This window comes from Rhodococcus sp. NPDC003322 (assembly GCF_053589555.1).
The window spans coordinates 611,026-621,916 of the sequence record NZ_JBSFSC010000002.1 but is presented as its reverse complement, the minus strand read 5'-3'; the positions used below and the strand labels follow the sequence as shown (position 1 = coordinate 621,916).

The 10,891-nt window shown below is 65.7% G+C and carries 10 protein-coding genes; 3 read left to right on the top strand and 7 right to left on the bottom strand.

What is annotated here, in order from left to right; all coding sequences use genetic code 11:
• Positions 1–350: 350 nt before the first annotated feature.
• A complete protein-coding gene (locus ACWDUM_RS09240; RefSeq protein ID WP_450133739.1) occupies positions 351–1,859 on the bottom strand; it encodes an aldehyde dehydrogenase family protein in 1,509 nt (502 codons plus the stop codon).
• Positions 1,860–2,136: 277 nt separating this feature from the next.
• Between ACWDUM_RS09240 and ACWDUM_RS09235 the strand changes: the two genes are divergently transcribed.
• Positions 2,137–3,126 (top strand): helix-turn-helix domain-containing protein, encoded by a 990-nt coding sequence (locus tag ACWDUM_RS09235; protein ID WP_450133738.1) that lies wholly within the window; start codon positions 2,137–2,139, stop codon positions 3,124–3,126.
• A gap of 28 nt (positions 3,127–3,154) precedes the next feature.
• Here the strand turns inward: ACWDUM_RS09235 and ACWDUM_RS09230 are convergent, their stop codons facing one another.
• Complete coding sequence (locus ACWDUM_RS09230; protein WP_450133737.1) at positions 3,155–4,408, bottom strand: acyl-CoA dehydrogenase family protein; 1,254 nt, start codon at positions 4,406–4,408, stop codon at positions 3,155–3,157.
• A 172-nt stretch (positions 4,409–4,580) separates the two neighbouring features.
• Here ACWDUM_RS09230 and ACWDUM_RS09225 point away from each other — a divergent pair, with 172 nt between their 5' ends.
• The gene (locus ACWDUM_RS09225; RefSeq protein ID WP_450133736.1) at positions 4,581–5,186 is read left to right on the top strand and encodes a hypothetical protein; all 606 of its coding nucleotides are present in this window, start codon (positions 4,581–4,583) and stop codon (positions 5,184–5,186) included.
• Positions 5,187–5,372: 186 nt separating this feature from the next.
• On the opposite strand, the gene ACWDUM_RS09220 is transcribed toward ACWDUM_RS09225, so the two are convergent.
• Both ACWDUM_RS09220 and ACWDUM_RS09215 read right to left on the bottom strand, forming a co-directional pair.
• Positions 5,373–5,837, bottom strand: a complete 465-nt coding sequence (locus tag ACWDUM_RS09220) for a PadR family transcriptional regulator (protein ID WP_450133735.1) — start codon at positions 5,835–5,837, stop codon at positions 5,373–5,375.
• Between the two features lie 459 nt (positions 5,838–6,296).
• Entirely contained in the window at positions 6,297–7,214 is a 918-nt protein-coding gene (locus ACWDUM_RS09215; protein WP_450133734.1) for an alpha/beta hydrolase fold domain-containing protein, read from the bottom strand.
• A gap of 186 nt (positions 7,215–7,400) precedes the next feature.
• Between ACWDUM_RS09215 and ACWDUM_RS09210 the strand changes: the two genes are divergently transcribed.
• Positions 7,401–7,544: a hypothetical protein gene (locus tag ACWDUM_RS09210; RefSeq protein ID WP_450133733.1), complete on the top strand. Its 144-nt coding sequence runs from the start codon at positions 7,401–7,403 to the stop codon at positions 7,542–7,544.
• 123 nt (positions 7,545–7,667) lie between these two features.
• On the opposite strand, the gene ACWDUM_RS09205 is transcribed toward ACWDUM_RS09210, so the two are convergent.
• From ACWDUM_RS09205 to ACWDUM_RS09195, 3 genes are all read right to left on the bottom strand, one after another.
• Positions 7,668–8,429 (bottom strand): SDR family NAD(P)-dependent oxidoreductase, encoded by a 762-nt coding sequence (locus tag ACWDUM_RS09205; RefSeq protein ID WP_450115290.1) that lies wholly within the window; start codon positions 8,427–8,429, stop codon positions 7,668–7,670.
• Positions 8,430–8,500: 71 nt separating this feature from the next.
• Complete coding sequence (locus tag ACWDUM_RS09200) at positions 8,501–9,685, bottom strand: acetyl-CoA C-acetyltransferase (protein WP_450133732.1); 1,185 nt, start codon at positions 9,683–9,685, stop codon at positions 8,501–8,503.
• Between the two features lie 28 nt (positions 9,686–9,713).
• Positions 9,714–10,853, bottom strand: coding sequence for an acyl-CoA dehydrogenase family protein (locus ACWDUM_RS09195; RefSeq protein WP_450133731.1), 1,140 nt, complete (start codon positions 10,851–10,853; stop codon positions 9,714–9,716).
• Between the last annotated feature and the right edge of the window lie 38 nt (positions 10,854–10,891).

Below are 10,891 nucleotides of genomic sequence, written 5' to 3'. Positions count from 1 at the left end.
ACTGGTCCCTTGGGTAGCCTGGCTGGACTCAGATGGATGTAGGCGCGATAGAGCCAACGCCTGGATTTGCTTCACAGTCTCCGAACTGAGTGGCCCTCGTCGCGCTTTCACCGTGACGAGGGCAAGTACGCGGTTCCAGTACTTGTGACCCTTCAGGCCGAAACGGACCCAGATCTCCTCGACTGGCGGTCCTCCATAGGGCAACCACTCGACGGCGAGGTTGACGACAAGATCGTCCTCGATCCGGCTTCTCGGAGAAGTCATCTGGCTACTACGTGATGGGTGCATGCCGTTGGTCGCAGACTCCAGAGGCAGGGGCCACACGCGGCCCCTGCCTCTGGGTGGAACTGCTATCCCTTCTTCAGAATTACGGTCTTGTTCTCGGTGTACGCGTCGAGAGCGGACGAACCGTGTTCGCGACCCCACCCGGACTGCTTGTAGCCGCCGAACGGTAGGGCGGGATCGAGGATGTGGTAACTGTTGACCCACACGGTTCCGGCCTTGAACTTCGCCGCTACGCTGTGTGCCTTTGCAACGTCAGAGGTCCAGACGCCGGCAGCAAGGCCGTAGTCGGTGTCATTGGCGGCACGAATCACGTCGTCGACGTCGTCAAAGGGCGAGACCGTAACGACGGGTCCGAAGATCTCCTCCTTGACCACACGCATCGTGGGCTTGGTGTCGACCAGCACTGTGGGTTCGACGAAGTAGCCCGCCTCGCCCTTGCGCCCGCCACCGGTGACTGCGGTGGCACCCTCGCTGCGGCCAATGTCGAGGTAACCGAGCACACGGTCAAGCTGCTCTTGCGAGACGAGGGGCCCGATCTGGGTATCCGGAGCCAGGCTATCTCCAACGTTGAGTTGCTTTGCCGCGTCAGTGATCCCGGCGACAACCCGGTCATACACCGACGACTGAACAAAGAGCCGGGATCCGGCTTCGCAAGCTTCGCCCTGATTGAAGAAGATCGCGTTCGCAGCCCCGGCGATCGCGGCATCGATGTCCGCATCAGCGAAGATCACATTCGGTGACTTACCACCAAGTTCGAGAGTGACCTTCTTGAGGTTTCCCTGGGCCGCAGCAATGATCTTCTTGCCCACCTCCGTGGATCCAGTGAACGAGACCTTGTCGACTCCGGGGTGTGCAGTGAGCGCCGCCCCAACTTGGTCGCCGTATCCGTGCACGATGTTGACGACGCCGGGGGGGACCCCTGCCTCGAGCAGCACTTCCCCGAGCAGCGCCGCGGTGAGCGGAGTCTGTTCGGCCGGCTTCAGGACTACGGTATTACCCGCGGCCAGGGCTGGGGCGAGCTTCCAGGCAGCCAGCATCAGCGGGAAGTTCCAGGCGACAATCGCGGCCACCACGCCAACCGGCTCACGGACGGTGTAGGCGAAATAGTCCCCGGGCGTCGCCACTGCCGAGACCGGGATGGTGGTTCCTTCGAGTTTGGTGGGCCAGCCCGCGAAGTAGCGAAACCAATCGACGGTCAGAGGGACGTCAACGAGCCGGGCGTAGGAGGCGGGCTTTCCGCTGTCAAGAGCCTCGAGGATGGCAAATTCCTCGAGCCGTTCCTCAAGGAGATCAGCGACTTTCCACATGATCTTGCCTCGCTGAGACGGACTCAGCCGGCTCCACGGCCCGTCGAGCGCACTTCGCGCAGCCGCGACAGCCCGGTCGACATCGACAGGGGATCCCAGGGCGATCTGGGCCAACGAAGTCCCGTTGGATGGGTTAGGGGTGGTGAATAGCTCCCCGGATGCAGACATTTCCTGCCTGCCATTGATCAGGTTCAGCACCGGGCTCGCCAGGAAAGACGAAACTGCCGGCAGCTGGAATTCGGATGAAATTACTGAACTCGCAGACATTCCCTGCTCCTCTACTTCTTGTTGCCGGACGGATGCGGCAAGCATGATAAATGCAACGGTTGGCGGCGAATTCTATTAATTGGATACCACGCCATCAACCGTCCACGGATTTCTAAAACCGTGAGATAATCATTCGCTCAACGATGTGATAATGCACCCAAATTCACCGTTGGAGTGCGTGAACTCATTGCATTTCCCCTACCTCTTGACAACGTCGACGGATGCGTCGACTGTGTGGTCAGTGCTGAACCACGCATTGTGATTTCGGAGGAATACCGTGCCTTACTGGTCGACTTCTGGCCTGGACGTCAAGGATCAGGCCCGTTACTGGGGCGACGTCATCTGTGAGGCATTCACCCCACTCACCCCAGTACGCGGGCAAGCGCAGATTGATCACAGCGCGACCCCGGCCGGCGTACCGGGCTGGGTGCGGTCCGAACCGCTGACCCACACCAACAGCGCTGAGATCGCCTCCTGCACTCAGTTGTTGACACACGGCCCCGCTGAGATTCGGCGCGCTCCCATCGATGCGCTCTTCGTCAACTTGCAGCTTGCTGGGACCTGCTACGGGGAGCAGGATGACAGGCGGTGTGTTGTCCGGCCGGGCAGTTTCGCGGTCTTCGACACAACCCGCCCTTACACGCTGGAGTTCCGCGAGCCACCCGAGCAAGACAGTTGGCGGGTGTTGTCTTTCCGGATTCCGCAGGAACATCGGTTGTCGGCGATTCGTGTCGACGATGCCATGTCTCGCGCCATCGACACGGCCACCGGTCCCGGTTCCGTCGTCGGAACGATGATGAATGTGCTTTGGCGAGATCGGCCCATCCTCGATGCCGACGCATTGCAAACACTCGAAACAGCCTTCACTGACGTCCTTTCCGCGGTTGCGTCGACGTATGCGGGGCGCAGCGTACGGGTGGACGAGGACCGGGGAGATTCTGCCGTGCGCCGGATCGTTCAGCACTACATTCGCACCGCACTTCCACTGGGGCGAGTCACCGCCGAGGCCGCTGCTCGAGAAGCATCGATCTCTGTGAGGACTCTGCACCGGGTGTTCCAGTCGGTCGGTACAACCTTCTCCGCCTGCGTCCGAGACGAGCGCCTTCGAGGAGCGATGAGCGATCTTCAGACCGCACCGAGCGAAGTCACGCTGGGAAAGATCGCTGCACGATGGGGATTTTGTGACAGTTCTCATCTGACGCGTACTTTCCAGCGCAACCTCGGTTGCACACCATCGCAATATCGTGAGGCGAATCGCTCGTCATGAACCCATGGCGAGGGCTGTCAGCCGCACCCTAGCTCGACACGATTCCCGCTGCGGACTGCATCGGGTCGTAGTCATGCCGCTTGATCAGTGCGTGGAGCTGGCGGCGTCGGACACCCATGTTGCCGCCGTCATAGACGGGGAAGCAGAGCACGTCCTCCATGATCGCTGCGATCGGAGTTTGATCGCCGTAAGCATTCACTCCCACCACTCGCATGGCGTCGTACACCGTCTGTACTGACAGCTCGGATGCGAACACCTTGACCATGTGTCCGATTTCCTCGTCCTCGGCGCCGGTCTTGTCGTACAGGTCGCATCCCTTCCACGTGAAGTACCGTGCTGCCTCGATCCGAGTCTTGATATCCACCAACATGTAACCGACATTCTGGTATTCGATGATTGGCACCGGCCCGGACCGCTTGTCGGTCTTACAGAAGTCCAGCGCGTACTCGAAAGCTGCCCGCATCCGCCCGACGCACGCCGCACCGATGATCACCGATGACCAGTTGAAGGTCCTTCGAGCGATTTCCATCCCATCGCCAGGCGCGCCAATGATGTTGCCGGCCGGAACCCTGACATCGGTGAAGGTGATCCTCGGAGACGCGGTTGCGCGGTGCCCCATAGTGTCGATGAATGACTCGACCTTCACACCAGGAGCATTGCCCGGGACGACGATGACCGCGGCCGACTCCTTCGGAGGCAGGCTCGGGTCGGTTCGGCACAGGACGGAAATCAAGTCCCCGCCCTTAGCATCCCAGCCCGATCCATTGGTAGTGAAATGCTTGTCGCCGTTGATAACCCATTCGTCGCCATCCAGCCGGGCGAAAGTCTGGATGCCCACCGAGGAGTCCGTGGAGTCCAGGTTTGCGGCACCATGCGTCTCGGTGAATGCCCACGCTGCCAGCAACGGCTGATCACCCGCGAACGGTGGCAGGAAGCGAGCCTTCTGCTCCTCTGTGCCGAAGTCGATGATCGGCTTCAGCCCAAGCCCCGTAGCAAGCAACGCGCTCGGCACATTGATATCAACAACCGTCATTTCTTCGGCAGCGATGGAGAAGTCGAGGGCGGACATCGCCGTTCCTCCGTACTCGACGGGCAACAACGCCTTCAGGAATCCTGCATCAACCATCTCCTGGTAGAAGGGTTTGATGGCAGCGAACCGCTGCTCGGGAGCGGGGTACGGTGCGATTACGCCTTCGACCAAGGAGAGCCGCTCCTCAGCGAACGATCGCGCTGCCTTCTGTAGAACCGCTTGCTCGGGGCTCAAGTCGAAGTCGATAGCCATTTGGTCATAACCTCCATCGTGGATTGCTGTGACGCCCGGCACATCCGGATATCGGGTCCCAATAGTGGCCTTTGCAGTGGTCGTAGGTCTTGGACTGATGCGTCGCACCTTTGGACGGTTGCGTCAACGTTTCGTACGGACACCGTGGCCGGAGTCATTGCGTGAGCGGCCCGTGGGTCACACCGGTGGCGAGAGCCTGTGGCCGAAGCTTGGCTCCACCACTTCGATAGCCTCCCCGCGTGGATCCACCCCCAAACCCCGCAAGTTGCGGGTGGACGGCGTCGAGACCCACATCGTCAGCTCTCGGGTGTACGCGGAGACCGAGGGGCCGTCGACCGGGCTCCGTACACGACCCCGCCTCGGTTTCCATGAGCTGGGCTCCCGTCTGCGCGAGCGTGGCCACCTGACCGGCGAGCTCGACCACTTCTTCCTCGCGCAGCTGAAGCTCTTCGACCTCCTCGACGGCGCCTTCTCGCAGCGCCTGGTGGACGCGAAGATCAAGGGTCGCCGGGCCGCGTTCGACCGCTTCGACCGTCGCGAGATCAGCCCCGACTACTTCCTCATGGACGGCGAGCCGTGGGCCGACCCGGCCGCGATCGAGGCCGCCGCCCCCGACGACTCCGACGGTGTGCTCCAGGGCATCGGCTCGAGCCGCGGCGTCGCGGTCGGTACCGCCCGCGTGATCCGCGACCTCAAGGAGATCGGTCGTGTGCAGGAGGGTGACATCCTCGTCACGAACAGCACCGACCCGGCCTGGACTCCTGTGCCGAGCGCCTGACGCTTCCGTGTTACCGAGTTGCGGGGCCCGAGATTGTTCTCAGGCCCCGCCGTTCGGCATTTGTGGTCCAATGTCAATGGGGTGGTCGCCGACCTGTCCGAATACCCTCTCTCATCGAATGATCACTGGGGCAAGGTATTCCGACATTCTGGCGTTCGATGCGGAGTCATCGCATCGTGTCGGGGACTACTCGGAGGTCTCGGGGCCGTCCTCGCTGCCCGCGGTGTGCTCGTCGGCGAGGATGCGGTAGATCGCGCGCCGCGCCTCGGTCAGCACGTCGGCCGTGGCCTGCGCCTGCTCGGCGGTGCCGGCGAAGGCCGCCTGCCGGACTGCGCCGGTGAGCTGGTGCATCAGGTCGCGCAGTTCCTGGGTGGGGCGTCCGACGCCGGCCCGGATCTCGTCCCACGGGGTGCCCAGCGCGTCGCGGTGCTCGCTGACGTAGGTGGTGCCCGCCTCGGTGAGCCGGGCGTTCTTCCGGCCGGCGACCTTCTCGATGAGGACGAGTCCCTCGTCCTCGAGCTGGGCGAGTGCGGGGTAGACCGAGCCGGGGCTGGGCTTCCACACGCCGTTGCTTCGCTCGGCGATCTGTTGGATCAATTCGTACCCGTGCATCTCGCCCTCGGCGAGCAGCACCAGCACTGCGGTCCGCACGTCGCCGCGCCGTCCTCGGCCACCGCGGCCTCGGCCGCGGCCGAGGCCGACCCGCTCGTTCTCCGGCCCGCGTCCGCCGCGGCGGCCGCGGGGGAACTCACCTCGGGGGCCGCGGTCGCACCGCGGCCCGTGGTCGCCGTGGGGACCGAAGTCCCCTCCTCGGCCGTGGCCGCCGCCCTGCCCGCTGCGTCGGCCGTGGCCGCCGGCCTCGGGTCCGCCGTTCCGGCGTCCGTGCTCGCGGCCGGTTCGTCCCGGGCGGTCGTGGCGTCCTCGACCGCTGATCTCGTGTCGGTTGAAATCCTGGATGTTCTCCATGGTGGTTGTTGCCTCTCGTTGATGTTCGTGGATGTCGGTGGCGAGGTCGCTTTCCGACTCTCAGCTCTTCCGATGGCTCAACGATATATCGGCAATAGTTCGAAAGCAAGCATGACGTGCGTCACCCTGACGTTCGCTGCGTCTCTACGGCTGGGTGATTCGCTCGAGCAGCCATGAGTTGATGCCGCCGAGCGCCGTCCTGGCCATGGTCGTGGGGTGGCCGGTGAACCCGTGGGGTGCCTCGGGATAGATCCGGAGTTCGACCTCGTTACCGGCGGCGGAGAGCCGGCCTGCCATCGCGAGGTTGTCTTCCAGCAACACGTCTTTGCTCCCGACCACCAGCAGTGCCGGGGGAAGTCCGTGGAGGTCGCCGTAGACGGGGGAGATGTCTGGGGTGGTGCGGTCTGCCACGTGACCGGCGTAGGCATGGATGAAGTACTCGTCTGCGATCCGACGTCCGGCGGGGGTCTGCGCGCTCAAGTCGTAGGTGCCGAATTGGAGTGCGGCGCCGGTGAACCCGTCGACGGCGCCTCTGTCCCTCAGCCGGAGCAGGGTTGCCAGCGCGAGTGTCGCTCCAGCCGAGCGCCCGCCGATGGCCAGTCGGGAGGATCCGAAGCGGGCCTGTGTGTGTTCGACGAGCCAGAGTGCCGCCGTCTCACAGTCGTCGGGTGCGGCCGGCCACGGGTGCTCCGGTGCCAGCCGGTAGTCGACGCTGACGACGGCGATGCGGAGAGCATCGGCGAGCTCACGGTTCCGGACGTCGTCCCGCGCTGCGGAGTCCATGTAGAAGCCGCCGCCGTGGATGTCGAGGTAGACGCCCCGCACGCGCCCGTCGGTGGGTGTGCAGATCCGTACCGGCACCCGAGCTCCCGCGGCTGTGACCACCTCCTCAAACGCCGGGGGGTCGGCGGGCGAGGGCGCGGACCTCGCCGCGCGCACCTCCCACAACTCCTCGAGAGTGCTGGGGCCGCGGCCGGCCGGCCGCGAGGCGTAGAAGTCGCGAGCCTCATCGACCTGCTCCGCAGGCACGTCGGCCGACAGCACATCCAGCGCGAACCGCACGCGTCCTCCTCATTTCTCGGGCCCGGAACGCAGACGCTGTCGCCGCGCCGCTTTCGGCATTCTCAAACCCTTTGGCGGCAGACGATATCGGGCTCGTCACGCGGTTGCCCGCCGGAGATCCTGTAACGGATCGTTGCTCGCGGGCGACGATTTTGGTGAATCGCAAACGAATGGGGAGGAAATCGAATGGGTTCTGCTGTTGACACCTTGGAGTGGATCCGCGAGGGGTACCTGGCCGGTGATCCACTGCGATCGGCGCTCTTCGTCGGGGCGTCGTTCATCACGATGCCGCTACAGCTGCTCGCAACGCTGCTGGGTCGGCCTTTCTGAGCAGCTCAACTCTCGGACCACGTAAGCCGCTCTTCCCCGGGGCCGGTTCCAGGCCCGGGGAAGAGCGGCAGGTGGTTTTGTGGCCGGATCCCGGACGCACCGGCCCGGGTCGCGGAGTATGCGCTACTTCGGTGCCATGCGGATGGCGCCGTCGAGCCGGATGGTTTCCCCGTTGAGCATGGGGTTGTCGATGATGTGGGCGGCCAGTGCGGCGTACTCGGTGGCCTTGCCCAGTCGGGAGGGGTGGGGGACCTGTTCGCCGAGCGAACGCTGGGCCTCTTCCGGCAGTCCGGCCATCATCGGGGTTTCGAAGATTCCCGGGGCGATGGTGACGACGCGGATGAGGTGGCGGGCGAACTCCCGGGCGAGGGGGAGTGTCAGGGCCGCGACACCGCCCTTGGAAGCGGCGTAGGCGGGCTGGCCGATCTGGCCGTCGAACGCGGCGACGGAGGCGGTGTCGATGATGACGCCGCGCTCACCGTCGATCGGTTCGGTGGCCGAGATCTTCTCCGCGGCAAGGCGAATCACGTTGAACGTGCCGACCAGGTTGATGCGGACGACGCGCTCGAAATCCTCGAGCGGCAGTGCGCCGTTCCGGCCGAGAACCTTGCCGGGGGTGGCGACGCCGGCGCAGTTCACGGCGACCCGCAGGTCGCCCAGGCCGGCCGCGAAGTCGACGGCCTTGGCGATGTCGTCGGCGGAGGTGACGTCGGCGGCGACGAAGTGCGCGCCGTCGCCGATCTCGGCGGCGGCGTCGTGGCCGCTGGAGGTGGGGAGGTCGATCAGGACGACCTGGGCTCCGCGCGCGTGCAGTTCGCGTGCGGTGGCGTTGCCCAGGCCGGACGCGCCGCCGGTGACGATCGCGACGGCTCCGTCGATGTTCATGGTGCTCCTCTGATGTGGATGCGTGTGCGCGCTCCTGTCACGGAGAGCGCTGTGCCCGAGGTGGTTCGGTGTCAGCGGACGTGCAGGATGAGGGCGTCGCCCTGGCCACCGCCGCCGCAGAGTGCGACCGCGCCGGTGCCGCCGCCGCGGCGGCGGAGTTCGAGCGCGAGGTGCAGGGCGATGCGGGCACCGGACATGCCGAGCGGATGGCCGAGCGCGATCGCGCCGCCGTTGACGTTGACACGCTGCGGGTCGAGTCCGAGCTCACGGGCGGAGGCGACGCCGACCGCGGCGAACGCCTCGTTGATCTCGACGAGATCGAGATCGGTCGGGGCGATGCCCTCCCGCTCGCACGCCTTCGCGATGGCGCGGGACGGCTGCGACTGCAGTGTCGAGTCGGGCCCGGCGACCACGCCGTGGGCGCCGATCTCCGCGATCCAGCTCAGCCCGAGCTCCTCGGCCTTGGCCTTGCTCATCACGACGACCGCGGCCGCGCCGTCGGAGATCTGCGACGCCGACCCGGCGGTCACGGTGCCGTCCTTCGCGAACGCGGGCGGCAGCTTCGACAGGGTCTCGGTGGTGGTGTCGGGGCGGATGCCCTCGTCGGTGCTGAACAGGATCGGGTCGCCCTTGCGCTGCGGGATCTCCACGGGCACGACCTCGTCGTCGAACAGGCCGTCCTTCCACGCGCGGGCGGCGTTCTGGTGGGATGCCGCGGAGAACGCGTCCTGCTCCTCGCGGGAGACCGCCCGCTCGTCGATGTTGGCGTACTCGGTGAGATTGCCCATGCCCTGATCGGTGAAGATGTCGTGCAGGCCGTCGAACGCCATGTGATCGCGCATCGTGACGTCGCCGTACTTGAACCCGGTGCGGCTCTTCTCGAGCAGGTGCGGTGCCTGGCTCATCGACTCCTGGCCGCCGGCGACGACGACGTCGAACTCCCCGGCGCGGATCAGCTGGTCGGCCATCGCGATCGCGGTGACACCCGACAGGCAGACCTTGTTGATGGTCAGGGCCGGAACATCCATCGGGATACCGGCTTTGACCGCGGCCTGCCGCGCGGGGATCTGGCCGGCACCGGCGGTGAGGACCTGGCCCATGATGACGTAGTCGACCTGATCCGGGGACACGCCGGCCTTGTCGAGCGCGCCCTTGATGGCGATGCCGCCGAGGTCGGCGCCGGAGAAGTCCTTCAACGATCCAAGGAGGCGACCCATCGGGGTGCGGGCGCCGGCAACGATCACAGAGGTGGGCATGGGTCTCTTTCGGTGGGTGGAGAGAGGGTCAGCCGGCGAGGTGGCGGCTGATCACGAGGCGCTGAATCTGGTTGGTGCCCTCGAAGATCTGGGTGATCTTCGCTTCGCGCATGTACCGCTCGACGCGGAAGTCGCGAGTGTAGCCGTAGCCGCCGAGCACCTGGACGGCGTCGGTCGTCACCTTCATCGCGGCGTCGGTGGCGACGAGTTTGGCGACCGAGGCGTTGCGGGAGTAGGGCAGTCCGGCGTCGCGCCGGCGGGCCGCGTCGAGATAGGTGGCGCGAGCCGAGTCGACGGCGGCGGCCATGTCGGCGAGCAGGAATCCGAGGCCCTGGTGGTCGATGATCTTGCGGCCGAACGTCGTCCGTTCCCGGGCGTAGGCGACCGCTTCGTCGAGGGCGGCCTGGGCGAGCCCGACCGCGACGGCGGCAATGCCGAGGCGACCGGAATCGAGCGCGCTGAACGCGATCTGCAGGCCCTGGCCCTCGGCGCCGATGCGCCGCTCGGTGGGCACGAAGGCGTCGTCGTAGTGGGCGGAGGTGGTGGGCACCGCGTGCAGGCCCATCTTCTCCTCGGGCTTGCCGAAGCTCAGGCCCTCGGTGTCCTTCGGGACGAGGAAACACGAGATGCCCTTCGAGCCCTCGCCGGTGCGGGCGAACAGGTTGTAGAAGTCGGCGATCCCGCCGTGGGTGATCCACGCCTTGGCGCCGTTGACCCGGTATCCGCCGTCGGTCGCGGTGGCCTTGCACGCGAGGGCCGCGGCATCGGATCCGGCCTGCGGCTCGGAGAGGCTGTAGGCGCCGATCGTGTTGCCGCCGAGCATCTCCGGAAGCCACTGCTGCTTCTGCTCGTCGGTGCCGAACGCCATCAGTGGATGACAGGCCAGGCTGTGGACGCTGACCGCCACCGCGACCGAGGCCCAGCGGGCGGCGATCTCCTCGAGCACCTGCAGGTACACCTCGTAGGGCTGGCCCCCGCCGCCCCACTCCTCCGGGTACGGCAGGCTCAGCAGTCCCGCCTCGCCGAGCGTCGCGAACACGCCCTCGGGGTAGGTCTCGGTCTTCTCGTGTTCGTCGACGATCGGTGTCAGGACCTTGTCGGCGACGTCGCGGGTGAGCTGGATCAGATCCCGCGCCTCGTCGGTGGGCAGCAGGCGGTCGACGGCCACGGCTTCTCCTCGCAGATGACACGGAAGGTAGTACTGAA

Bases quoted from the DNA above. Each gene is read 5' to 3' on its own strand.
- ACWDUM_RS09240 (WP_450133739.1), bottom strand. From the start codon at position 1,859: ATGTCTGCGAGTTCAGTAATTTCATCCGAATTCCAGCTGCCGGCAGTT.
- ACWDUM_RS09230 (WP_450133737.1), bottom strand. From the start codon at position 4,408: ATGGCTATCGACTTCGACTTGAGCCCCGAGCAAGCGGTTCTACAGAAG.
- ACWDUM_RS09210 (WP_450133733.1), top strand. From the start codon at position 7,401: ATGGGTTCTGCTGTTGACACCTTGGAGTGGATCCGCGAGGGGTACCTG.
- ACWDUM_RS09205 (WP_450115290.1), bottom strand. From the start codon at position 8,429: ATGAACATCGACGGAGCCGTCGCGATCGTCACCGGCGGCGCGTCCGGC.
- ACWDUM_RS09200 (WP_450133732.1), bottom strand. From the start codon at position 9,685: ATGCCCACCTCTGTGATCGTTGCCGGCGCCCGCACCCCGATGGGTCGC.